This is a genomic window from Paenarthrobacter sp. NPDC092416 (assembly GCF_044755025.1).
In the GTDB taxonomy this organism is placed as follows: domain Bacteria; phylum Actinomycetota; class Actinomycetes; order Actinomycetales; family Micrococcaceae; genus Arthrobacter.
In genome coordinates, this window is sequence record NZ_JBIVQG010000013.1 from 96132 (window position 1) to 120993 (window position 24862).

At 60.8% G+C, this 24862-nt stretch carries 25 protein-coding genes; 12 read left to right on the forward strand and 13 right to left on the reverse strand.

Annotated features, from left to right (window positions below):
- The first annotated feature begins 340 nt into the window (after positions 1 to 340).
- The gene (locus ACIQC5_RS20115) at positions 341 to 1450 is read left to right on the forward strand and encodes a hypothetical protein (RefSeq protein ID WP_400286484.1); all 1110 of its coding nucleotides are present in this window, start codon (positions 341 to 343) and stop codon (positions 1448 to 1450) included.
- 4 nt (positions 1451 to 1454) lie between these two features.
- On the opposite strand, the gene ACIQC5_RS20120 is transcribed toward ACIQC5_RS20115, so the two are convergent.
- The 11 genes from ACIQC5_RS20120 to ACIQC5_RS20170 all read right to left on the reverse strand — a co-directional run bounded on the left by ACIQC5_RS20120 (position 1455) and on the right by ACIQC5_RS20170 (position 13822).
- Positions 1455 to 2387, reverse strand: coding sequence for a hypothetical protein (locus ACIQC5_RS20120; protein WP_400286486.1), 933 nt, complete (start codon positions 2385 to 2387; stop codon positions 1455 to 1457).
- A gap of 74 nt (positions 2388 to 2461) precedes the next feature.
- Positions 2462 to 3079 (reverse strand): hypothetical protein, encoded by a 618-nt coding sequence (locus tag ACIQC5_RS20125; RefSeq protein WP_354628066.1) that lies wholly within the window; start codon positions 3077 to 3079, stop codon positions 2462 to 2464.
- Complete coding sequence (locus tag ACIQC5_RS20130) at positions 3076 to 4767, reverse strand: TraM recognition domain-containing protein (protein ID WP_354628065.1); 1692 nt, start codon at positions 4765 to 4767, stop codon at positions 3076 to 3078. The genes ACIQC5_RS20125 and ACIQC5_RS20130 overlap by 4 nt, the downstream gene beginning before the upstream one ends.
- Positions 4764 to 6404 carry an ATP/GTP-binding protein gene (locus ACIQC5_RS20135; protein ID WP_400286490.1) on the reverse strand — a complete coding sequence of 547 codons (1641 nt, stop codon included), beginning with the start codon at positions 6402 to 6404 and terminating at the stop codon, positions 4764 to 4766. Before ACIQC5_RS20135 ends, ACIQC5_RS20130 begins: the two co-directional genes overlap by 4 nt.
- The gene (locus ACIQC5_RS20140) at positions 6401 to 7963 is read right to left on the reverse strand and encodes a hypothetical protein (protein WP_400286493.1); all 1563 of its coding nucleotides are present in this window, start codon (positions 7961 to 7963) and stop codon (positions 6401 to 6403) included. Before ACIQC5_RS20140 ends, ACIQC5_RS20135 begins: the two co-directional genes overlap by 4 nt.
- Before the next feature lie 27 nt (positions 7964 to 7990).
- On the reverse strand, positions 7991 to 9889 hold the full coding sequence (locus ACIQC5_RS20145) for a hypothetical protein (protein WP_400286495.1): 1899 nt from the start codon (positions 9887 to 9889) through the stop codon (positions 7991 to 7993).
- Positions 9870 to 10652: a hypothetical protein gene (locus tag ACIQC5_RS20150; RefSeq protein ID WP_400286498.1), complete on the reverse strand. Its 783-nt coding sequence runs from the start codon at positions 10650 to 10652 to the stop codon at positions 9870 to 9872. Before ACIQC5_RS20150 ends, ACIQC5_RS20145 begins: the two co-directional genes overlap by 20 nt.
- Positions 10653 to 10655: 3 nt before the next feature.
- Positions 10656 to 10991, reverse strand: coding sequence for a hypothetical protein (locus tag ACIQC5_RS20155; protein ID WP_400286501.1), 336 nt, complete (start codon positions 10989 to 10991; stop codon positions 10656 to 10658).
- A 13-nt stretch (positions 10992 to 11004) separates the two neighbouring features.
- Positions 11005 to 12183, reverse strand: a complete 1179-nt coding sequence (locus ACIQC5_RS20160; protein WP_400286504.1) for a MinD/ParA family protein — start codon at positions 12181 to 12183, stop codon at positions 11005 to 11007.
- A gap of 41 nt (positions 12184 to 12224) precedes the next feature.
- Positions 12225 to 12749: a hypothetical protein gene (locus ACIQC5_RS20165; RefSeq protein ID WP_400286506.1), complete on the reverse strand. Its 525-nt coding sequence runs from the start codon at positions 12747 to 12749 to the stop codon at positions 12225 to 12227.
- Positions 12749 to 13822 carry a M23 family metallopeptidase gene (locus ACIQC5_RS20170; RefSeq protein ID WP_400286509.1) on the reverse strand — a complete coding sequence of 358 codons (1074 nt, stop codon included), beginning with the start codon at positions 13820 to 13822 and terminating at the stop codon, positions 12749 to 12751. The genes ACIQC5_RS20165 and ACIQC5_RS20170 overlap by 1 nt, the downstream gene beginning before the upstream one ends.
- 393 nt (positions 13823 to 14215) lie before the next feature.
- On the opposite strand from ACIQC5_RS20170, the gene ACIQC5_RS20175 reads away from it, so the two are divergent.
- From ACIQC5_RS20175 to ACIQC5_RS20205, 7 genes are all read left to right on the forward strand, one after another.
- Positions 14216 to 14488, forward strand: coding sequence for an ArsR/SmtB family transcription factor (locus ACIQC5_RS20175; protein WP_400286512.1), 273 nt, complete (start codon positions 14216 to 14218; stop codon positions 14486 to 14488).
- A 98-nt stretch (positions 14489 to 14586) separates the two neighbouring features.
- Complete coding sequence (locus tag ACIQC5_RS20180) at positions 14587 to 14787, forward strand: hypothetical protein (RefSeq protein WP_400286515.1); 201 nt, start codon at positions 14587 to 14589, stop codon at positions 14785 to 14787.
- A 196-nt stretch (positions 14788 to 14983) separates the two neighbouring features.
- Positions 14984 to 16777, forward strand: coding sequence for a hypothetical protein (locus ACIQC5_RS20185; protein WP_400286518.1), 1794 nt, complete (start codon positions 14984 to 14986; stop codon positions 16775 to 16777).
- Positions 16778 to 17506: 729 nt separating this feature from the next.
- Entirely contained in the window at positions 17507 to 18331 is an 825-nt protein-coding gene (locus tag ACIQC5_RS20190) for a ParA family protein (RefSeq protein ID WP_400286521.1), read from the forward strand.
- A gap of 2 nt (positions 18332 to 18333) precedes the next feature.
- Positions 18334 to 18744 carry a hypothetical protein gene (locus ACIQC5_RS20195; protein WP_400286524.1) on the forward strand — a complete coding sequence of 137 codons (411 nt, stop codon included), beginning with the start codon at positions 18334 to 18336 and terminating at the stop codon, positions 18742 to 18744.
- 97 nt (positions 18745 to 18841) lie between these two features.
- The gene (locus ACIQC5_RS20200; RefSeq protein WP_400286526.1) at positions 18842 to 19192 is read left to right on the forward strand and encodes a hypothetical protein; all 351 of its coding nucleotides are present in this window, start codon (positions 18842 to 18844) and stop codon (positions 19190 to 19192) included.
- 87 nt (positions 19193 to 19279) lie between these two features.
- On the forward strand, positions 19280 to 19993 hold the full coding sequence (locus ACIQC5_RS20205; protein WP_400286528.1) for a hypothetical protein: 714 nt from the start codon (positions 19280 to 19282) through the stop codon (positions 19991 to 19993).
- 63 nt (positions 19994 to 20056) lie between these two features.
- Here the strand turns inward: ACIQC5_RS20205 and ACIQC5_RS20210 are convergent, their stop codons facing one another.
- Positions 20057 to 20884, reverse strand: a complete 828-nt coding sequence (locus tag ACIQC5_RS20210; RefSeq protein ID WP_400286531.1) for a hypothetical protein — start codon at positions 20882 to 20884, stop codon at positions 20057 to 20059.
- Complete coding sequence (locus ACIQC5_RS20215) at positions 20881 to 21495, reverse strand: recombinase family protein (protein WP_400286534.1); 615 nt, start codon at positions 21493 to 21495, stop codon at positions 20881 to 20883. Before ACIQC5_RS20215 ends, ACIQC5_RS20210 begins: the two co-directional genes overlap by 4 nt.
- 289 nt (positions 21496 to 21784) lie before the next feature.
- Here ACIQC5_RS20215 and ACIQC5_RS20220 point away from each other — a divergent pair, with 289 nt between their 5' ends.
- From ACIQC5_RS20220 to ACIQC5_RS20235, 4 genes are all read left to right on the forward strand, one after another.
- Entirely contained in the window at positions 21785 to 22153 is a 369-nt protein-coding gene (locus ACIQC5_RS20220) for a hypothetical protein (RefSeq protein ID WP_400286537.1), read from the forward strand.
- Positions 22154 to 22350: 197 nt separating this feature from the next.
- Positions 22351 to 22890, forward strand: coding sequence for a Chromate resistance protein ChrB (locus tag ACIQC5_RS20225; RefSeq protein WP_400286539.1), 540 nt, complete (start codon positions 22351 to 22353; stop codon positions 22888 to 22890).
- Between the two features lie 5 nt (positions 22891 to 22895).
- Positions 22896 to 24065 (forward strand): MFS transporter, encoded by a 1170-nt coding sequence (locus ACIQC5_RS20230; RefSeq protein WP_400286554.1) that lies wholly within the window; start codon positions 22896 to 22898, stop codon positions 24063 to 24065.
- A 102-nt stretch (positions 24066 to 24167) separates the two neighbouring features.
- The coding region (locus ACIQC5_RS20235) for an ATP-binding protein (protein WP_400286541.1) at positions 24168 to 24862 on the forward strand (695 nt) is incomplete at its 3' end.

Genomic DNA, 24862 nt, shown 5'->3' on the forward strand with positions numbered 1-24862 from the left:
GACCCTTCGACAGCTGCCCGCTGAAACCAGCCACACTTGAGTTGGCAGGAAGAGTTTCGGGGTCAGCGGCTTCCACCGGATCTAATCCATTGAGGTCCTGATTATTATCATCGGAGTGCACCTGTCCATTCTCGCGGTTCACTCCGACATTCTTGGTCCTACTCCGGCCTCAGCCACTGTTATTCCGGGCCGACCCTAGGATGCGTCTCTGCTGAGACCTCGTACATCTGCTCAAGTCGATCCCCACGAGTAGGCACCGGGCCGAAACAATGCCAGCGCGGTCCCCGCCTGTAGGCTGGTTTGACTGGCCGGCAGGCCCGGCTGATGGCAAAGGGAGAACATGGGGAGTTTTCGCGAGCGGGAGGCACAGGAGCGTCTACGCATCCTGTACGCCCGCACTCCCGGGCCAGTGGTGTTCGTCGATGAGAGCTTTCGCCCGCCGGGCAACAGCTACGGTGAGCGCCCGTTCTACACCATGAGTGGAGTCACGATCCCCAAAGAGTCGTTGGAGATCGTTCGCAAAGAGCTCGAACGCATCGTTGATGCTGACTACTGGCACACCACCGAGGCGTACGCTGGGAAACTCGGCCCCGTTGCGGAACTACGTCCGCGGATCCTGGAGCTGAACAACTACCTCGCGCAGACCGTGGATTTCAGCATTGTCACTGTTCAAACGGAAGTCAGGACCGGTGGTGACGGCATGGCGAAGGCGCGGGAGGAATGCATCACTACCCTTGCCCGCGCTGCCACCCAATCCGGCCGCGAAAATCCACCCCGGCTGATGGTCTTCGAACGCGTCAATGAGGAACACAGCCCGGACGCCAACCGACAGGACCAGGACGTAGTGGCCAGGTTGCGTAAAGCCGGGCTGTTGGACAGGCAGGTGACAGTGGAGGCCGTCTCACCACGTGATGAGCATCTGCTGTGGGCCGCTGACCTGTCTTCCTGGAGTTTCTACCACCAGATGGCCAGAGCAGAAGGGGCATGGTTTCAACCACTCGCGCCGGTCACTACGGTGCTGCATGCCCGGACCGGGTTGCCCGTTAAAGGAAGCAACCCCCATCTGCCGCAGCCAAGTCCGGGGGTCCAGCCAACTGTCGGCTCTCAAAGAGGCGGAGGGCCAGCTGTTGCTTCTGAATCAAGGTTAGTCCACCAAGGCAAAGAGAACCAAGCCCTCAGGGCCGTACGGGCTCAAGCAGATACCCAGCGCCCTGCGCTGGACCACTCCGTCAGTCTGGGAGTCGGAACGAACTCACCCAAAAGCATCGACGCGATCAAAGAGCGCTTCGACTGGTACCTCAGTGCCCAACGCAGCCAGCGCGCAGACCCTGCAGCCTCCGAACCCATCCGACAGCTTCTCGAACAGGCCGCCCAAGCCCTGAAGGAACCCCGCCGACGGGATGGCCCATCCAACGCGGGACCGAACATAGGCCCACAAGCGGCCCCTTAGGCCGCTAAGCCCCTAGTTCTTCCTCCAGCACGATATAGACCCGGTGCCCTGCCCCATATCGTCTGCCCAGCATGTCCTGGGTGCTGTGCTGCCGGAAGCCCGCGACACGATACAGCTGACCGGGTTTGAGAATGAGTTCGTGTTCATTGAACTGCATCGTCGTTGCCGACCCCAGATAAAAGCCCTTGGTTGCGGTGATGATGAAGTGAACGTTTCGGTTCTCGGGGCTCCATTCCTCACCGGCGCCCAGACCCGGTGCCCCCTGCCGGGTGAACCCCGGATCGACCGAGGTCGAAACCGGACGGTCATCCCAACTGATGGTGTCCCCTGGGGCCAGCGCCAGAAGACGGTCCCACCATTGCCGGTCCAGCAGGTAGGCACGGGACTCCTGCCGGTACGTCACCACGGGCAGCGGAAGCTGGCCGTGCTCAGCGATCCATGATCCGAGCTGCTGCACCGGTTCACCGGGGATCCGGCCCCAGCGGTTGTAATCATCCTTGGCGTGGTTGTGCAGTACGCGCTGGACGTTTTCAGGAACGCTGTCCCAGATCGTTTTGCGGTGCTGTTCCAACATCTCGATCACCGATGGATCAGGGCCAATGGCGTAGGCCGACGGATACCCGGCCAGCAACGCCATGGTTTCGTAATAGCTCAGGAATGCAGGACTGCCCACAAATCCCAGCTCGTCCTTCTTGAACGTCTCATAGGCCTGCCGGGTGGGGAAGCCCCGCTCTCGCGGGCTCTCAACCCGGAACGCTTCGATAGCGGATACTTCCTTGGCTGCCAGCGCAAACGCGAAATCACGACCGGGCTCTGCAGGATCTTTGCGGACCCACCACCGTTGACGACGTCGTATTTCCTCGCGGGCCTCACGCGCAGCAGCACTGAAGTGCTCGACAGCCTCTCGCGGGGTGGACTGTTCACGGACGGCGCTCACGAGAGCCTGCGCGCACTCTTCACATCCGTACCGTCCCTGCCGCTGATGCCGCGGGACAGCAACACAAACAATGTTCATTGAGGGCCTAGGGCGGAGATGAATTCTGAGAAGCCGTCGTCGGTGGAGGGCTCGGCCTTGGGGCGCGGGTCCTTGTGCGCGGGTATGCACGCAGCCAGGCCCCAGTTGCTCTTGATGATCCGTGCAATGGCCGGCCAGAGGATCCGTTCATGCCAAGACGCCGGAGCATCGTTCGGTGTTTTGTGGCCGTAGTAGGCTGCCCGCCAACCGATCCATACCCCGGTGAGCTCTTCCACGACGGGCCCGTGTCGGTACCAGCAGCCGGGGATCCTTGAATCGGCCGTTACCCCGTAGCGGCCGTTGTACCAGTCAACCCAGGCGCGCAGCTCCGTCAAGAGCGCCGCTGCGCCAGGTCCGTCCAGTTCCTTCCAATTCCAAGGCGCTGGTTTCCCAGCGGGCGGCGTCCGGATCAGATCCCCAACCAGTCCGGCCAATCCGTCGACGTCTGCGCGGAGCTGGCCCAACTGGCCGTCATGGTCCAAGACCAGTTCCTCCACAGAGGGCAAAACGCCGTCGCCGTCAACGCCAGCCGGTGCATCACTTTCGGTATAGGAATCCTCCGGTGTCGGTCCCTCATCCGGTAGCGGGAGGTCGGCGTATGGGTCCTGGCTCATGCGGTGATCCGGCGAGTCATGGCCTCGGCGGCCTTCTTGTCCTTCTTGATCTGCTCAACATCTTCCCGTTCCCAGTAGGGGGTCAATTCCACAACGGCCGGGCGGACGTTCGTGTAATGCATGAAGGCCTTGCCTTGGGGAAGTTGCTGGATTTCGTGGCCACGGATCACTGGGCGTTCCTCTTCACTGGTGGTCTTCGAGGACCCACCCTTTCCTTGTGATGTGGAGATGCGCTTGCGGTGGGTAGTTCCGGCGGCTTTCGCCACGGTCTCAAGTTCGGCCATTTCCTCCAGCCCGGGAAGGAACAGACGCACGGACGAGGTGCCGCGGATTGCCTTGGCCCCATCGTCTCCCCAACGGGCACGGTTCTGGGCGAAGGACTGGCTGAACCCGATGATGCGTATACCGCGCCCGCCGGAGTCCGAAAGGGCACCGGCCATCTTCGGAAACGCTGCGACGTTGGGTGCTTCGTCCAAAACCATGGTGAAGACCGGCCACAGGCGTCCTCCGGCGCGAGTCTGGGAGATCTTCTGGGCTTTACGGAAGACGTGGTCCGCGAACATTGTCACCAGCGGAGCGACCGGGGAATCTTCCCCATCAGTCACAAGGTAGAGGGTGTTGGCGCCGGAGAGGAAGTCTTCGACGTCGAAGCCTTGTCCTTCGCCAGGGGTGAGGAACTTCAGGGCCTTCGGCGACGACAGAGGCTCAAGCAGCCCGGCAAGGGTCTCCTGGATGGAGTCCACCGTTTCGCCGGCACGGGAGGAAGTCAGCGCTTGCAGGCGTTCAGCGAACGCGGCCGGTGCCCCATGTTCGCGGAGGATTTCCAGAGGTTCGGGATCGGCGAAGTTGTTGGACCAGCGCACGACGTCCTCAATCGTTCCACCATCGAGCGCCGCGGCGTGCAGAAACCGGCCCAGGATCGCGGCGGCCTTGGAATTGAACCAGTCGCCATTCTTCACGTTCCCCATCGGCTGGGCACCGGCCCAGGCTTTGCCCCGGGCAAGGGCTTCGTCCGGGTCTTCGCATCCTGCGACGGGGCTCCAACTGATCGTGTCAGGCCAACCGGAAATGTCCTGCAAGTCGAAGACCTGCGCGCGGCCGCGCCGCTTGCGGGCTATCGCTGTGTACATCAACAGGTCATTCTTCGTGGACGTCGCCAGCACCGGGCCCGGCGCATCCAACACGATCCCGACCGCAATATAGAGGGTCTTTCCTGAACGCTGCGGCGCGTAGACCCACATGGAGTCTTCATGCTGGACGTAGAGGACTTTGCTGTCGAGTTTGAACGCAGGGACAATGATGTCCGCTTCGGCAGCGTCTTCGGGAAGGTGGAGTGACTGCCGGGCTTTGGCCAAGGCTGCTTTCTTGCCCATCCGGGGTTCGAGGTCCTTGTACCTGGGCAGGCCGTCGTCCTTCGGCTTGCTGCCCCCAAGCACGATGGTCACTAACGCAATGCCGAGGAAAGCAAGAATCGCGAGCACGATCAGGATGTATGTTGCAGCTCCTGGCCAGACGAAGGTGCCCTCCTTGAACCGGGCCACCAACTCCGTGAAGTTCGTCCAGGGCATCCCCGTGGGTGTCAGCATCTCACCGAAGAATGCTGAGACCCAGGCGAGGCCCGCCAAGACGACGACGGATCCGGCAAGGCCCAGCTTCAGAAGAGTGTCTGTTGACGTTTGCTTGCTCATACCGGGAGAACCTCCATGGCTTCGTCGGTGCTGGTTTCTTCGGTGAACGCGATCGTGGAGGTGGACTTCATGGCACCGTCCGTGTCGGTCAGCTCCACCTCCAACGGGCTGCGGACGTGGATGGCTTCGAAAGGATCGAACTGGTCGATTTTGAACAGGCACGTCCCCTTGACCAGCTTCGTGATCACTTCGGCCGTCCCAGCCGGGAGGGTGAACATCTCTTCGCAGGCCAGCGCGTCGGCGCTCTTTTGCTGTTTGTACAGCAGGACCGTTCCGCATTCTTTGAGCATGGAGATCGCCGGACTGTCTGCCGGGATATCGGAGATGTGGTGGAACGCGAACTGGCACGACAGGGACAGGGCGCGGGAGAGTTTGGTGTTGCGGCGCGTCACCGTGGCCACCGAGCCTTGCACGGTGTGCCAGGCCTCTTCAATCAGCAACACCGTCGGGACCGCTTCTTCCTGCCGGTAGAGGGTATTCGCCAGCCAGGTGTTGATGATCGTCATGACGATCGGCAGCGCCGGTCCGTCCTCCGGGAGCAGGGACACGTCAAAGACGGTCAGCCCGGCGTTGAGCTGGATGTCGGAGCTGGTCTCCCCGTCGATCAAACCGGCCAGATCGTCCTCGATCATGCGTTCAAGCTCAAAAGCAGGGTCCTGGCCCCACTCACGCAACTCTTCCACGGTCAGGTCAGTGGCTTTCGCGGCGGCTTCGTTGGGCGCGTACAGGGCTTTGAGGACGTGCCCGATGTGCGCGACTTCCCCGGCTTTCTTCGCCTCCGTCAACGCCTGCCGGTGTGCCATGCGGACTGCTTTGCCTTCCTTGGGTGTCATTGGCCGGCGGAGGGCTTCTTCCATGACGGCACGGACCAGCATGGATTGGCCGGCCGGGGTGCTGAGCGATTCGGCGCTGTCGTGATTTTCCTCGTTCAACCGGGCAGCGATACGGGGGTCCAGAATGTTGATCCGGGATCCACCGCCACCGATGCTGAACCGGACCGGGGCAACGTCGAGCTTGCGTGCAAGCGGCGTGTACTCTCCCCCGCCAACGTCCTTCTGGTACTTCTTATCGATCACGACCACGCGGCGGCCGAGGATCAGCTGACGGAGCACACCCCAGGTCTTCATGGCCGAGGACTTCCCCTGCCCAAGGTCACCGATGTAGCAGACGTTCGGGGATTCCAGGGTGTCACCGTAGGCGGTGAACGGGTCATGGACGATCATCCACCCCGAACCGGCGTCGACACCGAACACCAGGCCTCGGTGCGATGTCGGCGGTGAAGCAATCGCCATATGCGAGAACTCCATCTGCCGTGTCGAAGACGGCACACCCGGTGCTGCAGGATCGTAGAAGCCCAGCTTTGAGGCGAACGTCCACTTCCGTTCGTGGTGCCAGCGGGTCTTTGCGGTCGCTTGGGCCTCGATCAGCTCACGGTCTTTGGCTTCCTTCTTCTCGGCCTTCTTCACCGCCCGCTTACTCAATGGCTTGTTGCGCCGCAAACCCTCGGCGGCGGTGCCGGATGCAGATGCTTCGAGTTCCAGTTTCCCGGCACGGGCCTGAGCCCGGAGTGTCCGCTTGGATTTGTTGGCGGCAGCCCACGGCAGGCTGAAACGCTTTACGTCGTTCGTGGTGCTCATCGGATTCCCCTTGTGAACGGCATGGTGGCGATCAGGGCAAGGTCGTTGCGGTGATCCAACCAGTCAATGAACTCGATACCGGCATCGGAAGCTGCTGCCTCAACAATGTCGGTGGTGGACAGGATCTCGTTCGCCTCTTCCACCGCGAAGGAGATATACAGCCCGTAAGCCACGCCGTGATGGCCGGAGCCGGGCTTCAGATCCAGGAGGCGTTGGTGGGAGGCCCCCATCAGCACTTCTTCGGTGCCATCGGTGACGACACCCGATTTGGCGACCTTGTTGCCCGTTGCCCTGTCCATGGCGGCATCTGAGCGAGCCTTGGACCGGGCACTGCGGGCGTCTTCAAGTTCCATGACCATGGACACCGAGTGCACGACCGCGGGCTGGATGCCGCTAATGATCGCTTCCAACGCCTCGACCGGGATGGGTGCGGGACTGAATGCAGGGGCCGGCACGTAGCCGGTGCGGATGTGCCAGTGATCATTCACTACCACCGAGATGGGCGACGCTGCGCCGTCAAGGTGCTGCCAGCAGTCCATCAGGTTGGCGCCGTCGTAGTCGTCAATGTCGAAGTCCGGGTCCTGCAGGTGGCGCAGCAGCGCGGCCATGGCCTGGGGGCCAAGGGGCCGGGAGTTCGTGATGGAGCCCATCATGGACGCTTGGGCCATGGCTGAGCGGATTTCCTGATAGATTGCCTGACCGATGGCTTCGTCCCCTGATCCGTACGCTTCCGCGCGCCGGTACAGAGCTGCGGAGCCGGGGATCCGGAACGTCTCGTAGGTGCGGTGCTGTTCGGAGCGGGAACGGGTCGTCTCGCACAGCTCCCCGTAGGACTCCAAGAGGATCCGGGGAACGTTCTGCGCGACGCGCTTCTTGACCCACAGCAGATGATCGGCCGAGTCCATCGGCACCGCCCGGGCTAACGTCTGGACATGGGTGACCAGGGATTGGCGGCGTGCCAACCGGGCGAGGTACTGGCCACGGGCGACGTGGCCGGATTCCTTCCGGTATTCCTCCCGGATGGCCGAGGAAGAGCCCATGACCTCCATGGTGGCCGTGTAGTAGGACTTCTTGACTTTGCCCTGATGCCGGAAGATGACCAGCGGCCCTTCCGGGGTGTCGATGGAGAAGTGACGGACGGTGCCCACCATGAGCGGTGCGTTGTCCTTGTGTCGGATTGGGACTTCGATCATGCCGTGCTCGTCGGCGCGGTCACGGTCCTTCTTCCCGGCTTTGATCATCCGTGTCTGCGGGCGGTCCTTGACCGGGACATAGACCAGGGACTTGTTCTTGGCGCGGGCCTTCTTGTGACGGACCTCTACGAACAGGGCACCCAGGGAGCGGTGGCCGGAGAACTTGTTGGGTGTGGTCAGGATGAGCCCGGCCAGGACCAGCACGGCGGCGAGGATCAGGGGGACGATCTGGACGCCGCCGGCCATGACGAGCACCAGCGCGGTACCGATGGCGGCTGAGAGGCCGATCCATTCCGGTGCTGTGCGGTTTCCTCCGAACAGGCCGCGGCTCTGGACCTCACCACCGACAACAACCATTCTTCCCATGACTACCTACTCCTTGTGTACTTCTGCTTACCGGCCACTGATGTGGTCGGTATCCGGTGCCATCGTTCGTGCTGAACGCTGGCCGCGCATTGCGGCCTGCCGTGCCGCTTCCCGGCCTGCCAGCAGGAACGCCGTTGCGCCACCAGCTGCGACCTTCACGGATCCCCGGCCCACTGCCCCGGCACCGGTCCTCATTGCCTGGGTTGCTTTTGCCCCGCCCGTGCCGGCGCGGTCGGCTTTCTGCAGCTCCCCGATCGTGCGGGTTTCCGGCTGCCCCTGGGCATGACTGCCTTGACGGTCTTGGCCCGAGGAAGAAGTACCCTGCTCGTTGGGAACCCTGGAGGCTGCGCTCCGGCGACCGGAAACGCCCGAACCATTGGATCCAAGTCCTGAACCGTCTTGACCTTCTGAATGGGAGCCCATTGCAGAGGGGCCCGTGGTTGCGGTTCCGCCGGTGCGTGCCGGTCCTCCGATGGTCCCGGACTGTACCTGGGCGGTACGGCGCTGCCGGATGGAGGAAGAGATGGCCGCGCCCGCCCCGGCGACCATGGCCGCGCCCGCGACGGACTGGCGGCCCTCGCCCATGCTGGTTGATGAGGACGGCAGGATGGGGACGTACTTGTAAAGCATCGGCAGAGCAAAGGCCAGAACACACATGGCCGCTGCGGCCAGGAACACCGACGTCGCGTTCACCATGCCGTCGTCAACGCCCTCGCCGGAGAATGCCGGACGGGAAGCGACGTAGCTGAACACCGCCCCCATGAGCAGCAGCAGCAAGGGCTTGGACAGCGAAATCCCGAGCCACAGCGCACCGACCTTGCCCACCCGTTCGCGGTACTTGGGGTGAATCATGAATCCGATCATCAACGCGATACCAAGACCAAGCAGGTACAGGGCCAGCGGCTGCAAGGCGAGCAACCCGAGCATGGCCCACGCCGCGATGAACAACAACCCGAACAACAGGACAGCGGCCAGCGGACCGAACGCGCCGCTGGATTCATAAGAAGCGAACCGGGAAATGGCGACCCCAAAATCCGTGACACGGCTGGAAGTCCAGAAGGTGACCCCTTCAGTAAGGCCGCTCATCCAGCCGTTGACCACATAACCCATCGCGGGACCGAACAGCACCAGGACCATGGACAACGGGCCGTACCAGAGCAGGGATGTCCTGGCCGAATCCATGTCGATCTCTTCGTTGGAAACGTCCTTCCAGAGCTTGAAGTACATCAAGCCCATGACCAGGATCCCGATCGCGGCAAAAGCGGCCCAAGTGGCCCGGAAAGCATCGTCCACATCGAACACGGAGACTTTCAGCAGGTTGTTCAACACCTCGTTGGTGGACTTCACGCCCTCGGCCTTGACCGTGTTGGCGAACTTCTCAAAACCGTCCTTCGCGTTGGCGATGAACGCCACGGTATCGACCGTGCCCAACACCACCTGGCCCCCAGGCATCGCCGAAAGAGCCGTGCGCATCGCCACCCCAGCAATCGGGAGGAACTTCGCAACCAAGGCCCCTTGAGCGCACCACAGAGTCGCTGAGTCAGGTGCGCCCGCCCCGGGCAGTCCAGCGCAGAAGGCGGTTGTATTTTTACCGTCGTAGTCCAGCACTTTCTCAGGCGTGGTCAGAAACGAGCCAAACGCCTTTGCAGAGATAGCTTCACAATTACTCGGCCCCATGGCCGTGTGAAAAGCGAGATCCCCACAAGCGTTCTTTGCTAGCTCTTGGTTCAGGCGGTCCCTGATTTTGTCGCGCTGATTCGGGGGCAGGCCGGCAAGGCGCTTGAGCTGGTCTGCGTTCAGTTTTTCGGACTTGCTCACGTCATCCGCCGCTTGGGCAGGGCCGGCGGTGATGATGCCAATGGTCAGGAACATTGCCAGAACGATCGCGACCAGGCGGACCGTCCTGCTAACGCTTAGCGTTTGCATACTCAACCCACCCCTCACGGGTTATGTCCTTGAAGAAGGCGTTGACCAGCTCGTCCCGCAGGACCGGCGTGGCCTCGTCCTCCATATTGGTGCCGACGCTCATCGGACCGCCGTCCTTGACCCTGCCACCGAAATCCTGACCGCTCTGCACGATGGCAGCATCGGAAATTTTCCAGTCACCACCCCACGTGAGCTCGAGGGTGACTGTCTGGAAGAACGCACTGGGGGCAGTCTTTACATTTGCGCTGACTGCCCCGAAGAAGACCTGTACGACTGCCTTCTTTTTCTCATCGCAGCTGGCAACGCGGTATAGGCCAGCCGAAGCAATGTCCGTGCGGGTGAACCACCCTCCATCGAAAGGACCGCTGGGTAGATCCTTGGCTGTGGTTAGCAAGTCTCCCTCATAGGTCATCTTTTCTATCCAGGGGCCCGGCTTGCCGACCTCGGCCAAGGTCTTCTTCTGCTGTGCCCAGGTGGATACGTTTACGTCTTTGACCAAGGGTGTGTAGTTGGCGGCGGCCTGGGCTGCGGAGTCGCAGGTGCCGTTGTAGCCGGTGATGGTTTTACCGTCGCTGGCCGTTTTGGTGCCGCCTTCACCGATTTTGATCCCGGAGACGGGGAACCCGAATTTGCCCGAGGCCTGCAGGGCGCTGGGCTCGTCCTTTCTGGGGGCGGGTGTTGGCGGGTTCAGGAGAACCACGGCAACGGCGATGATCACGATCACCGCCCCCAGCGCTGTGAGGAGTTTCCAGTGTTTCCGCATGGGCTAGGCTCCTGCTGCGCTGGTCAGTGCCAGGATGCCGCCGAGGATGACACTGGCTCCGGCTGCTGCGCCGAAAGCGATACCGGTCTTCTTGGCCCCTGATGCGCCTTCTTCGATGTCATCGGCGTGGCCACGCTGGCGTGCGACGCCCCACTTCATGAGGTTCCACAGGAAAGCACCTGCCAAGAGGAACAGGACGAGGGCCCAGATGCCGCCGAGGATCAGTTGCATTGCGCCGGTGAACTGCACTCCGAAGACGTTGATGTTCGGAGTGACCCCTCCCAGGGGGTTGTCGGCGGCCGTGCGGATGATGATTTCGCTGGTGATGGTGCGGAACATGTTCTTGGTTTCCTTATCGGGTAGAGGTTTTGGTGGAGGTGGTGCGGTCGATGGCCAGCAGGCCTTCGGCGATTTCCGCCGAGGCGCGTTCGAACGCGCGACGGGCCGGGTCACCGACCAGCTGCCAGTCGATGATCGAGCCGGTATCCAAGGCAGCGTCGTAAGGAATGTCGATCATCACGCGCACCGCCGAGGCCAGGTTCTCGCGAAGCTCGGCCTGTTCGGCTGCGGAGACTTTCGCCCCGCCTCCCTGGGTGACCAAGACGACGGCGTTGGTCACCAGGTCTTTGTAGTGCGGGTTGCCGGTCCGCTCGGACATGGATTCGAGCTGTTCGATCATCCGCAAAGCGGAGACGACGGCATTGCGCTTGAGCGTCGTGGGGACCACCAGCTGGTCGGTGACCTCAATCGAGGCGAGCCAGTTCGCTGAGCGGGTGTTGTTGCCGGTGTCCACAATGATGGTGTCGTAGAAACGGCTCACCACCGTGTGGATGCGGTTGAACTCATCGGCACCGATGGACTTCATCCGGTCCGCGTCCTCGTCGGCGACCAGGACGGAGAACTGGTTGTTGCCCTGATGCCGGGTGTAGTAGGACAGCTCACCCTTGCGGGCAGTGACGGTCTCGAAGGACTCCAGGACGTTCAACAGATCCCACACGGTGCGGGTGGAGTCGTTGGCGTTGGTCCGGACGCCGGCGGTGCCCATCATTTCGTTGTTGTCCCACACGAGTGTCTGCTGACCGGAGTGGATCCCGAACGTAGAGCCAAGACCGACGCTGCACATGGTTTTGCCGACCCCGCCCAAAGGCTGGGCGACCATGATCTGCATCGGGCGGGAGTACACGCGCTGGATCGCGGACAGGTCCGCTCGGCGTGCCAGCTCTGCTGCGCCCACTTTGGGGCTGATAAGCCCGAAGCTCACCGCCCGGAGGAACGCCTGCCAGCCGGTGGCCGGCGGCAGCTGGTCGTTCACGTTCTCCTTACGGAGCACAGCTGCGCTGCGGCGGCCGCTGACCAACGGTGCTTCGCGGTGGTCCATCGCCGCGGGCTTTGCCTCTGCAGGGGCTGGCTCGGCATCCGGTACGGCGTGGATGATCGTGGCCGGATCCACGGTGGTGGGTTCCGGTTCGGTGTCGGTGAGGCTGATGGGTGCGCGGCTCTTCCGTTCGCTCCCTTGCCAGTTCGTGCTCATCGGATGGTTCCTCTCGCTCGTTTCTGGTTCTGTCTTTGGGTTCATGAGGTTGGGTCTTGCGGGGATATGGCTGTGACCAACCAAGGCTGCTGCTGCCCGGAACGGTGCAGCAGCATCTGCCAGCGCCCCGCGTCGGTAGCGAACGTTGCCGTAACGGTCATCGGGTTACCGGCGTCTCTGCTGATCGCTGGTCCGTCTGTGATCTTCCTGATCGGGACCCGGGCCGGGTCGATGTACTTCGCGTCCTCCGCGTACTCGGGTGCGAGGTGTGGGGCCAGGTCGGAGAACCAGGTCGTTTCCGGGACGTCCGGACGGGCAAACAGGGCCATGGCCTTGGCCGCGGTGTCCTTGACCGACTTCTCCGAAGCCGCATCCCAGGTCACTTCAGGGATTCCGTAGTGCTCGTCGGCTCCGTGGTCGTGGCCGTCCTCGGCGTGGTGGCTTTCCTGACCGGTGTTCACCGTGGGGGTCGAACCGGCTGCCGGTTCGGTACCGGTATTGCCAGCGCAGGCGCTCAGCGAGAGTGCGGCGACCAGGGCGGCTGTCAGTGCTAGGTGCTGGCGCATCAGAGAATGCCTTTCTCTTTCAGGATCGGAGTCGGGTCGATGGTCGGGTTGATCGGGACCATGGGGTTGGGAAGGGCTCCGGCGAAGAACTCCATGTGCAGGTGGCGGCCGGTGACGTTGCCCGTTGCGCCTTCTGTGCCAAGAGGTGTTCCGGCGGCCACGGTGTCACCCTCTTTTACCTTCACTGACCCGGCTTCCATGTGGTACATGCCGATCGTGAGCTTTCCGTCCACGGTCTGGCCGGTCACGCCGGTGCCGAACAGGCCATCGAGGTTGCGGACCTTGACGATCTTCATATCCGTCAGTGCCACGATCGTTCCCGGCTCTCTGGGGTGAACGAAGTCAATGCCGTAGTGGAAGTTGGCCAGCACTCCCCCGGCCGTCCCTGGCGGTGCAGGGCGGGGACCGTAGCCGCTGCTGTTGATCGCACCCTCCATGGGCTTGACCCATTTGCCGGCAAGGTCGCCGACGACTTGGTTGCCCTCAGCCGGGCATACCCCTGACGGGTCCACTGCTGCGCCGGACTCCCCGCCCAGGGCTTTGAAGACCTCCGTGGCCTGGGCGCGGAACTTTGTGTAGTGGTTAGGGTCAGCGTTGCGCTGCGCCCGGTGGATGGCGATTGTCGGTTCGAGGGTTTCCCAACCCTCCACCTTCTGGAGGGCTTTGAAGAAGTTCGTCGCCGAAATGGTGGGATCCATCCGGTCCGCATACGACCCCCAGGAACCGTTCGCGCGCTGCTGAAACAACCCACGCGAGTCCGGGCCAGCCCCGTCACCGTAATCAATGACACGGAGAGTGGACTCACCGATCGCCGCCTGGATCCCGATCAACTGCGCCGCGACCGGCAACTTAAGAGACTTGGCCGCGTTCATGATCGCCTGGGCATTCTTCATCTGCTCGGCGTCAAACCCCGCCACTCCCCCAGCAGGAGCAGGACCGGCGGCAACACTGGCTGGTGCAGCACACGAGGACGCCGCCTGCGCCGGATCACCGTCATCCAAGACAACCGTGACCAGGCCAACGGTCAACAGCGCCACGATCGAGGCACCCGTGACGACCTTTCGGGTAGTCACCGCTTCACCTCAACATGTGCACGTAGGGACGAGGCCGACCACGGTGCTCGGAACGACTGCCTATTGTTCAAAACCTGTCCTCCCCCTGGAACATCGATTCCCACCCAACCAGTAGCCACCGACAAGATGATGAATTTATCCATTCGATAGCCCGCGCCATTGTCCCTGTCTTTTCGCGGAAACGCATGTCACACGGAACCTGAAGAGACGTAGGTCTCACGAACGATGAATTGTCGAACGTTGAAGGCTGAATTAACTCCCGGTCAATGAACTGCAACTCTCATTGAATGGTAGTCTATCCTCAATAGGTTCGCATGGGGAGGAAATTCAAGTGAAAATGGCAACATGGTTTCCCCGATACGCGTCGTTCAGACTTGGCCAAAAGAGGTCGACATGGCTCTGAGCGCATTTGGCAACCCGGCGCGCTTGGAAGTGCTTTGCTTTCTCCGCGACCATGGGCCGTCCTATTTCGGGGACATTCTGGAAGGCGTTGGCTCTTCTTCTTCAAGCCTCGCGCGCACCCTGAAATACCTGGAGCAGGAACTGGGCATCATCAAAGGCGACGTACCCCTAGGCGAACGGAAGGGCAGGGCGCCACGCTACTCCCTGAATGAGGACAAGGTGCGAGAGGCTATAAGCGCCCTCCAGGCCCGACTCCTCTCCTAGCACCAAGGCAGGCGACACGCCGGGAAGCCCTGCATCCCACTTAATGGAAGCTGCTTCATTTTGGATAGGTGTATCCACTTCGAGGAACAGGAGACAAAATGCCTATGCCAAGCAAGGGCAAGCGTCACAGCGTCACAGCGCGCCTGCCGATCGCTGATGCGGAGAAATTGGAGGCAATCGTCAAGGCCACCAACGACACTCGCGGCGACTACATCGTCCGTCTCGTGACTGCACACCTCGCGACTATTGACCTCGAAGCACTCAAGGCCAAGCAGGAGGCCTTACCAATGGCCAGTTAACTAGGAAGGCCCGCACTAGGCGGGCCTTCAACAAGTATGACGTTCAGATCTCGTTCTTGGCGGGACTGCGATCTGAACTAAAAAAGCTTCCTCTCACGAGGATGCTCCCTTTTTCGTACCTTCGAACGAAAGGTAACTGCTGTCTATGGTACCGGAACCGGTTACCGCGTCAACGCATGCATTCACGAGTGTCGGCGTGTCGACCCCACCTGAGCAGGCGTGGAGCCTCGCGCCGTTGATTGCGGGTGAGCCTTCCTACAGGCTCGGGCGCTGGATCGGGCAGAAATTCCAATATCCACGCCCTAATCAGCCTCCGAAGATCACGCGGACGTTACCGGACCGCCCGGCAGCCGTAACGCTTCACGGTCCCGACGGCCGCGTCGCAACACTCTGCCTGGACCTCGACACCTCAAAGGCGCTCAAACACGTCGTAGACGCAGACGCTGCGCAGCTGGCCAGCCTCCTGAGGAATGCCGGCATGGGCTTTGTTGAGGACTTCTCCCCTAGCGGCGGCCGTCACCTCTATATCCCGCTGCGGGAACGCATGGATGCCGCGGAGGCCCGCGAACTCGTAGAAGCCCTCTCACTTGTGGTCACAAGCCTCGACCCCAGCCCACACCAAAACATCACGGACGGCTGCATCCGAGTCCCGGGATCCGCGCACAAGTCTGGTGGCCACCAAACCCTCATCACTCCCCTAGCCCAGGCTTACGACATCCTGCGCCGCAGGAACTCCCCCTTTGCCGTTGATTCCCTCAGAACCGCCTTGGCGCCTGAACTGGCCCGCAACCGGTCTCGAAAAGCTCGTGAAGCGAGAACGACCGCTCAGCGTTCCATGGCTGCGTCGCTCCTTCTCGCTACTGCAGGAAGCGATTCACCGCTCCGCAGAGTAGCCCGGACAGGGCTCTACGACACAGCCCGCTACAAGAGCCCCTCAGAGGCCCGCATGGCTGTCCTGAACCACTTCGCAGCGTGCGGCTGGACCCGTGAACAAGTTCAGAGCGAACTGGTCGGCCAGTTTCCCGGCCTCGCGGCCCTGTACGGCACGACCAGCAAGCAAGAACGCCTGCTGCCCGACGAATGGGCGAAAGCCCAGGCATTTGCGGCCAACCGGGCAGCAACTAAAGCCACCCTCCGAAAAACAGGGGAAAAGACTGCACTCATTAACAACACAAGCCCCACACAACTCACAGGGGGGGCACCCAAACCCAGCCCCGCCGCAATCCACCAGCTCGTGAACGATTTGGAAAACATCATCTACGCGGTTCTGGACCATCGTCTTCAAACCCGCGGCCGCGAAAGTCTGGGACTCAGACTTCTCATGCGCGGGCTGCTCGGATACATGAGGACCATGCAAACGGACGTCCTCGACGTCGGCTGCCGGACCCTCGCCGTGGCAATGGGAAAACACCACGTCACCATCGCCCGGCTATTGCCCATCCTGGCTGCAGCCTCGGACGGGATCCTGTCAAAGGTCGCTGACGCACGACACAAGACCGCGGACGTCTACGTCATCCAACTGCCCGAGCACTACCGGCAGCTGGCTCGCGAACTCACCTGGCGCAGAGGACAAGTGCACGCCGTCCGGCCCGTATTCCGCGCCCTCGGCGACGTTGCAGCCCTGATTTACGAAGCAATCGAACGTGGCCGGCACTCCCCCACCACCGCCGACCTCGTACGAATCACAGGCATCAGCCGCAACGCAGTGGCAAAAGTGCTGGCGGACATGGAAACCCTGGCCATGATCAAACGCGACGGCCGGCATTGGAAGACCACCGCCATAAACCTGACCGACCTGGCCGCACGCCTGGGCGTATTGGACGACTACCAAGCACACATCAGCCGCAACCGACGAGAACGCGCCGCCTGGCACGCCTACCTCAACCGCTTCCGGGAGCAGCACATAGACGAGTCCGACCTCTACGACGCCGAACGCGAAGAACATTGGCTACCGCCCGACGATGAAACGGCCCTATGGCTGGCGGCATAAGTCATTGAGGGGTCGGCACAGTCCGAGTACCTAAAAGACCTTTTATCCCCTTTAGGTCCAATCCACCGGTTCTGTCCGCCGCGGGATCTCATCCCACTCCAATTCCCGGGAACCGTCCGGATATGACCCCTCGCCCAGACGAAGGTTGTTCACTCGTCGAGCGTAAAGATACGGGTTGTGGCCACACATGATCTGGCCCTCCCAAGGTACGTTTCTTTCCCCGGTACCGTCTTTGACTCGGAGGGTCCCGTAAGTCGCGGGATACGGGTTCAAAGATGGGTCAGACAGAAAGGTCAGCTGCTCCTCGCCACTGAACTGATTCGTCAAATACATGAATTCCACATAGTCCTTGACAGTGCCAGAGGCCTTCCTCGAGCTGAATATTGCCGCGATCGGGCTTTTCAGATGCTGATTGTTCGCTGTCACCCAAGTCACCAGCCATGCCTTCCGACCTCGCCTGGACACCATTGCCCACTCCCCTTCATTCAGGACCGCCGTTAGGCAATCATCGCGGTCAAGGTGCGAGTGAACAAGCTAAAAGGTTGATTAGGTATAAAAGGTACTGTCGTGTGTATAGTGTCATTAGGTCTAAAAGGTACTGTCGTGTGTATAGTGTCATTAGGTACAAAAGCCCCATACACTCCTAAATCCCTAATAGGGGGAGTGTCGCACTCAGCTCCAATAGACCTAAAAGGTATGTTGGCTGTAATAGCTGGAATGGAGACAAAAGTGAATGCAACCATATACGGCCTTATCAACCAGAAGGGCGGGGTCGGCAAGACCTCGGAAACCTACAGTCTCGCGCGAGTATTGACCCAGGCAGGGAAGCGGGTCCTGGTGATTGATGCGGATCCGCAGGGAAACCTCAGCGGTCTGTTGGCTGCCGAACCAGTTGAGCAGGACCAACTAACATTTGCCGACGTGTTGCTGGGGGAGAACCTGCGCGACGTCGAAGTGGACGGTATCTGGGAAGGGCTCACAGTCATCCCAGCCAACTCCAACACAACCAAGGCTGTCCAACAGCTCCACACCGAACACGGGCGTGAATACAGGCTCAAGGAAGCACTGTCGGACCACATGGACCGCTTCGACGTCATACTTATCGATTGCGCTCCAAGCCTTGAACTCCACACCATCAACGCCCTGGCCGCAGCGCACAGAGCCTTGGTAGTCACGCAGCCTTCAAAATTCTCGCTGGACGGACTCAGCCAACTCCAACTGAGTTTCGACAGCGTGGCCAAGTACTACAACCCCCTCCTGACGGTCGCCGGCGTCATCGTCAATGGCAACCGCAACACCATCAGTCATCGCGCATGGATCGGTGACCTCATCGATGCGTCACCCTGGCGGGTCTTCGAACCCTACCTGCCGTACTGGAGCGTTATCCAAGACGCCATGGAAGCAGGACTCGGGTTGGACGAGTGGCCTGATGACAAAGCCCGGCAGGCCTATGAGATCTATGCCCGACACCTTGCACATCTTGACGAAATTGAGCTTCGACCGCATCTGGAAAAGATGTTCCCCAAACACGACTACAGCAAGCTGGAGGCCTAAGAATGGCACAACGACCTGAACGCCGAAAGAGCGCCCTCGGAGCCGCCCACCCCATCGAGCACCAGAACTCCCAGCCAACGGAGCCGGGGGAGAGGGGCGCGGTGGACAGTCGTGTTGTCGTGCAGCCCATCGTTACCAAAGAAGAGCAGGCCGAACGCCAGGTGCGCGATGGCCGAACCGCCAAGCCCAAGGTACAGCCCAAGGGGTCCTTTTACGCAGATGAGGACGTTCTGGAACGCATTCGGGCCGCCTGGTTCCACACTCCGACCACCGCCGCAGAGCGTGAGGCCTCCTTCTCGGACTTCCTCCGCGAAGCTGCCCTGGACCGGATGCTCCGGCGAGAGAACACGTACAACGACGGCAAGCCGTTCCCTGTCGTGGCCTCCGGCAAGATAGCGCGGGGTCGTCGCTGAAAGGGTCTATGTCCCCAATGGCTCTTTTAGACCTAAAAGATCTTTTGGGGAGCGGAGACATATTGTCTTGCGTTCGAATCCTAGAAAGGGCCTGAGATTGCTTCACAATGGTGGACGGCGGTCCCATCCTTACACGGGGCCCACAGGCACCAATGACTTCGACAACCTCACTGCCGAAGAAATGTCCGAGCTTGCTTCGTCCTACAAGCTTCTGGGGGAGGCATTTGAAGACAGGGACGACGACGGAATGTTTGGTCTGGGCTTCCACATGGAAGAACCGCTTGCGTTGATCAGATACAAAGCAACCCGGGCCGACCAAGCCCGCCGCGAACTCGTGGCCGCCATCAAGCTGGCCCGGTACAAAGGCCAGGATTGGAAGGAAATCGGCTCCGTACTTGGCCTAACGTGGGTGGATGCCATGAGGGCATTCCCTGAAGTCGGAAGGTGAGGATCATCCTTGAGTGCTCAACCTGGTGGATCACTAAGGCGTGCATGGAGGTATTTCCTAACTTGGTCACCCCGAGAGGTGATCCTGTTGGCAATCGCCAGTGTCTCGTCCCTTCTGGCGGCTGCTTTTGCAATTGCTTGGTCAACCTCATTGGTGCCGTTGGAAACGAAGTGGGGACCAGTCGCATCCTGGGCGAATGTAGGCGTTACAGCCTTGGGCTTCTTGGTGGCAGGGTTGACGTTTTACCTTAGATTTCGTGAAGTCGCTCAAGGGGATGACGAGAAGAAGGCGCAGCAAGAGAACGATGACCTGCAGAGCACATTCCAGCTGCACCAGCTGACGGACACTGCACGGGACGCCATGCTGCACGAGGCCTCCCAAGTGACATGGGAGGTCGTCTGTGACGCATTCACCATGACGTCGGAGATCCCGGGATTCAGTCTGAAGTTTCAGGCGCGTTTCCGGATTCGGAATGGTACGGGGAAGCGCCTGACAGACGTTCACGTGCACATCCCTGAAACGGAGACTCACTATGGCGAATTTGCAGCGTCAAGGATTGACGTGTCAGATTTCGGCAGTAAGTCCATCCTTACGCTCTACGCAGAGCCCTTTTTTGCTAGCAAGCTTGGACTGCACGCGATAGCAACACTTGAAGGAATACATTCGCGAGGCGGAGGACCTATGGGGCCGCTGGAAGTCTTCGCCAACAGAGCGGCCCTGACATTCAGGGTTGACGGTGGTCCGCGATGGCAGCTTCCGTTGAACGAGTCTGGTGAGTCGCACCCGACCCTCAAGCTCTGAACTGGTAACGAGAGCCGTCTTATCTCTTTTAGGTATAAATGACCTAAAAGAGACCCTATCGGTTCAGTCGTCCCGCATTGTCCTGCGGAAGAAGGCCCTCAGGGATTGCCATCTTGACTTGGTTGGGGCGTCGATTCGCAGCGGACGCGGATGGTTCCACTCTTCCTTCGCATAATCTTGAACTTTTGCGTAGAGTGCCAGGCCGCTTGTAGACGCGAGAATAGCTCCCAGGAAAAGGACCAGAACAACCCACTCGGATATGTGCGCCGGGTTAGGTCCCGCGCCTGCAAAGCTCCCGATGGCCGCAGCCATGCCGGTTAGGCCAAAACCGAATGCGAAGATTTGGATCAAGCTAAAGCCCCCAAGATTGTCCTTCAGCGATCGGTCCGCGTTGATGCTGTCGAGCTCCAGAGGATCGCCATCGAGATAGGCCCGGGCGACCTTCTTCCTAAGTAGCAGGGGGTTCAAGAAAGCTGCCGTTCCCAATGAAGCTATTGAGGGGAGGATTATCAACAGTAGAGTCCCGGGATCTTGTTCCTCCTTTTCCAGTAGTTTGGTCCACGTAAGCTCTGCTGGTGGTATCTCCCCAATCCGGATTCCTAGGGTTACTGCCGCGGCCACTGAAGAGAGAATCAAGAGGGCCGGCACTAATAGCCATTTTGCTGGAAGAGCGCTAAGCGCCACTAGCTTGCCTAGGGCCTCTCTTTGCAAGCTGTGAGAGACATCGGAATCACGGGAGAGTGCATGTTCTTGCGCTGCCATATCGCGCCAGAAGATTGCTTGGCGGCGGAGGCGGGAACCAGCGGTTATCTGATCGACGGCAATAAGGATTGCCATCAACGTACCTATCACGCTCACAATCGGCACAATTAGCTCAGTAAGCAAGTTCACTCACCCAGTATGCCGTTCATGCGCGATGAATCTGGAGCCGGTGAACGGGGCGGCAGGTGCCGGTACAGAGTGGTGCGTTTCAGGCCGGTCTTTTCCGTGATCTCGCGGATGCTTGCTCCTTTGTCACGGAGCATGGCAGCGTGTTCGAGCTTGTCGGGGTCCACGACCGATGGGCGCCCGGTTCGGCGACCGTTGGCTGTAGCCACGGCTCTGGCATGGGCAACCCGTTCGGCGGAGTAGGTCCGTTCCATCTCGGCGAACAGGGCCAGCATCACGAATGCGAGTTGTGCCATCGAGCTATCTGGTGCCGTCGTGTCTATCGCTAGGGGATCGGCCAGTGTCCGGATACCGATGCCTCGTTCTTTGAGCTCGTGGACGAGGTTCAGGGTGTCTCGAACTGTTCGACCGAAGCGGTCGAGGGTGTGGACAACGATTACGTCCCCGGCCCTCGCATGGCGCATCGCTTCTTGGAGTCCTGGCCTGTTCGTGGTCGCCCCGGATTTCTTGTCCACGTAAATGTGCTGAGGCTCGATGCCGGCGGCTGCTAGGGCGTCCATCTGACGGGCAAGGTCCTGCTTCGTGGTTGAGACCCTTGCGTACCCGATATTCATGTCTGAACCGTACCGAAAGTTGTCTCTGCAACAGGGATTTGTTGCATGACTTTTGGGACTACATGCGGGACGTTTATGTTTCGCAGGATCTCGCGGATTCGGATGGGTGGGGGAGTGTCTCACCTGCCGTGTCCCACTTCTAAGGAAGTGGGACGACTGGAGGGCTGCTCTCAAAACACTAAGAGATCTACGCTGAAGCATGCGCATAATTTGGTTGGCCGCAGTCCTGTTGACTCCGGCCTGCGCGGCCCCAGTCACGGCCTGCCCTGCGATTGCCCAGGCGCCGGTTGTGACAACAACTATCCTGCAGAGCTATGTTCCAGCGGTGCGCACCCTCCACATGAAGGTGTGCCAATCCGGGACGTGCCGGGAGGGGGACCTGGAGCTGGCGCCCGGCACCACCCCTGTGGACCAGAGATGCGAGCAGGGCCCTGAATCGGCGTGCTCCGCGAATGCGTCCCCGGATGGGACGCTCACTGGCCATCTATGGCTGGACCTGCTCACGGAGAATCCGATTGAAGCTACCCTGTCGGGCAGCGGGGTGGACGGCTCACCTTTGCCCGTTCGAACGATTACCTTTACGCCCAAGCTCACGGAATGTCCGAAATTCATCACCGCCAGCCTTCTTCTGGATGCCGACGGCGTACGCCAAGCCTGAGTCGGACGGACTGACTTTCCCGTCGGCTTAGCTGCCGCGCAATTCGACGTCCGTTTACGGTCTTACCAAGGCACTAGTAGGTCAACCAGGGCCCCTCCGCCATGTGGCTGAATGCCTGCATGGGAATTTGCTCCGGCGACCTCTCAGTGGGAGCGCCAACAACTAAGCGCGATGTAACAGTTGTTACACTTGAGCGTGTGACTATTGAAACCGTGTCTTGGCTCGTGATGATCGTACAGATGCCGGCGCAGCCGTCGAAACATCGGGTGGCCGTTTGGCGGGAGCTTCGTCGCTTTGGGGCTGTTCCCGTAGGGCAGGGTACTTGGACTGCGCCGGATGTTCCCGTTTGCCGTGCGGGTGCCGGGAAGGCACGTGAGCTGGCCAGCACCGGCGATGGAGGACTGATTTTGTTGACGACCGGCGCGGGGGACGCTGATGCGGCCGAGCTGCGCAGACTCTTCGACGCAGCTCGGGCAGAGGAGTGGGCGGAGTTCACGGCGGACTGCGGCAAATTTAATGAAGAGATCGCGCAGGAGATCGCAAAGCGTAAATTTACCCTCGCTGAGTTGGAGGAGGAAGAACAGGGCCTGGAACGGCTTCGCCGATGGTTCCGGAGCATTCGATCCAAGTCAGTCTTTGCCAGTGCCTTGATTGATGAGGCGGAGAGCGAACTTAGCCGCTGCGCTGCCGCCCTTGAAGATTTTTCGGATCAGGTCTATCGCCAGGTGCACCAATGAGCGCCATGCATCCCGTTGAGACGATTCCCCGGGCGACCACGCCCCTCTACGCTGCGGGATTCGTGACTGCGTTTGGAGCCCACAGTATTGCTGCTGGAGTAGGGGCTCAGAGCGAAAACATCGGCCTGAGTCTTCTCAATCTGGGCGTCCTGCTGGCCGTCTATGACCTGGCCGAGGTTTTCCTGAAGCCCGTATTTGGTGCGCTCAGTGACCGGATTGGTCCCAAGCCGGTCATTGTTGGCGGTCTGCTGGCATTTGCTGCTTTCTCGCTCATGGGTTTCTGGGCAGCGGATCCGGCCCTTTTGTTTTTAACCCGTTTTGGTCAGGGCGCTGCAGCCTCGGCGTTCTCTCCGGCCTCATCGGCTACCGTGGCGCGCCTGGCTGGCGGTAAGAACACCGGCAGGTATTTTGGCCGCTACGGATCCTGGAAAAGCCTTGGATACGTGATCGGCCCGCTCCTTGGAGCCGGCCTGATCCACCTCGGGGGCTTTGCGCTGCTGTTTGCAACCTTGTCGGTTCTGGCGTTCGTTACCGCCGCTTGGGTAGCGGCGAGCCTACCCCGGTTCGAATCGGTTCGGCGCACGAGATACACGGTCGTGGATTTGGTCCGGCAGGTAGCCGAACGCGGGTTCCTGGTGCCGACCATGGTGTTGGCAGCCTCGACCGGCGCCCTGGGAGCAGCGATCGGATTCCTGCCTGCCTTAGCGACCCGGCACGGGCTGGATCCCATCGCTGGGACGGCCGCAGTAAGTGTGCTGGCCATCGCATCGGCGACCACCCAGCCATGGGTCGGGAAGCAACGTGACTTGGAAAGGATCAGGGACGCGGCCGGGATGAAGGCCGGGCTGCTGCTCATCGCGGCCGGTATCGGCGCCGTTGCCGTCGTCCCTTCCAGCACTACCGTCTTCATTGCGGCCCTCTTGGTCGGGGCTGGTGTCGGGCTTACCACACCCTTGGCTTTTGCCCACTTGGCCGACGTCACTCCACAGGAACGGATGGGAAGAACCATGGGCTCAGCCGAACTCGGCAGGGAACTTGGCGACGCCGGAGGCCCGTTGATTGTTGGAGGCATCGCCACTCTGGCCGGACTACCACTGGGGCTGGGTGCCTTGGCACTGCTCGTCGTTGCCGCCAGTCGACTGCGCCTGAGTGATAGACCAGTTCAGTCACCCTGATGGGTGGGTTTCAGGCCAGAAGCGAGACTACAAGTAAACCATCCGTATCCGAAACTATAAGGCCATATCCAAAATTGTGGATACGGCACTATAGTTCTTGATATGGAAAGCGCTTTGAATCCTTACTCGCCCGGTTCGGGCCGACGGCCTTTCGAGCTGGTCGGGCGCCAGAGCGAGATCGATGCCTTCGACCTGCTGTTGGCCAAGACCCGTCAGCGAAGGCCTGACCGGGGGATCGTTCTGCATGGTCTGCGGGGTGTGGGTAAAACGGTTCTGTTGAACGAGTTTCGGCGTCAGGCCGAACATGCGGAGTTCATGGTCGTCTTCCTCGAAGGCAGGGATGCCGAGGGAGGTCCCGAGGCTGTACGGGCCAAGCTCGCCCGGAACCTGCTGCAGGCCGGGCGGAAGCTGAACCGCCGCGGCGCAGGGGCACGACTCTTGGCGGCGCTTGGCAGCATCGCATCCTTTTCGGCGAAATTGGGCGTGACCGGGATCGATATCGGTGTGAACCTCAATCACGGTCGCGCTGACTCCGGATCGATTGAAGTGGACCTGGAAGAACTGATTGAGGACCTCTGCTTGGCACTGGCGGAGAAGCGATCGGGCCTGATTTTCGTCATCGATGAAATGCAGGATCTGGACGACGGACTCATCGCTGCCCTCCTCAGTGCCCAGCATCTGGCCGGCCAACGCGAATGGCCTTTCTACATTGCCGGGGCGGGACTGCCCAACTTGCCCTCGGTACTGAGTGAAGCGCGCTCCTACGCAGAGAGGATCTTCAATTACCGCAGCATCGG

Excerpts from the sequence above, each read along its gene's own strand:
- ACIQC5_RS20115 (WP_400286484.1), top strand. The coding sequence starts at position 341 with ATGGGGAGTTTTCGCGAGCGGGAGGCACAGGAGCGTCTACGCATCCTG.
- ACIQC5_RS20125 (WP_354628066.1), bottom strand. The coding sequence starts at position 3,079 with ATGAGCCAGGACCCATACGCCGACCTCCCGCTACCGGATGAGGGACCG.
- ACIQC5_RS20130 (WP_354628065.1), bottom strand. The coding sequence starts at position 4,767 with ATGAGCAAGCAAACGTCAACAGACACTCTTCTGAAGCTGGGCCTTGCC.
- ACIQC5_RS20135 (WP_400286490.1), bottom strand. The coding sequence starts at position 6,404 with ATGAGCACCACGAACGACGTAAAGCGTTTCAGCCTGCCGTGGGCTGCC.
- ACIQC5_RS20140 (WP_400286493.1), bottom strand. The coding sequence starts at position 7,963 with ATGGGAAGAATGGTTGTTGTCGGTGGTGAGGTCCAGAGCCGCGGCCTG.
- ACIQC5_RS20145 (WP_400286495.1), bottom strand. The coding sequence starts at position 9,889 with ATGCAAACGCTAAGCGTTAGCAGGACGGTCCGCCTGGTCGCGATCGTT.
- ACIQC5_RS20150 (WP_400286498.1), bottom strand. The coding sequence starts at position 10,652 with ATGCGGAAACACTGGAAACTCCTCACAGCGCTGGGGGCGGTGATCGTG.
- ACIQC5_RS20155 (WP_400286501.1), bottom strand. The coding sequence starts at position 10,991 with ATGTTCCGCACCATCACCAGCGAAATCATCATCCGCACGGCCGCCGAC.
- ACIQC5_RS20160 (WP_400286504.1), bottom strand. The coding sequence starts at position 12,183 with ATGAGCACGAACTGGCAAGGGAGCGAACGGAAGAGCCGCGCACCCATC.
- ACIQC5_RS20165 (WP_400286506.1), bottom strand. The coding sequence starts at position 12,749 with ATGCGCCAGCACCTAGCACTGACAGCCGCCCTGGTCGCCGCACTCTCG.
- ACIQC5_RS20175 (WP_400286512.1), top strand. The coding sequence starts at position 14,216 with ATGGCTCTGAGCGCATTTGGCAACCCGGCGCGCTTGGAAGTGCTTTGC.
- ACIQC5_RS20180 (WP_400286515.1), top strand. The coding sequence starts at position 14,587 with ATGCCTATGCCAAGCAAGGGCAAGCGTCACAGCGTCACAGCGCGCCTG.
- ACIQC5_RS20195 (WP_400286524.1), top strand. The coding sequence starts at position 18,334 with ATGGCACAACGACCTGAACGCCGAAAGAGCGCCCTCGGAGCCGCCCAC.
- ACIQC5_RS20215 (WP_400286534.1), bottom strand. The coding sequence starts at position 21,495 with ATGAATATCGGGTACGCAAGGGTCTCAACCACGAAGCAGGACCTTGCC.
- ACIQC5_RS20230 (WP_400286554.1), top strand. The coding sequence starts at position 22,896 with ATGCATCCCGTTGAGACGATTCCCCGGGCGACCACGCCCCTCTACGCT.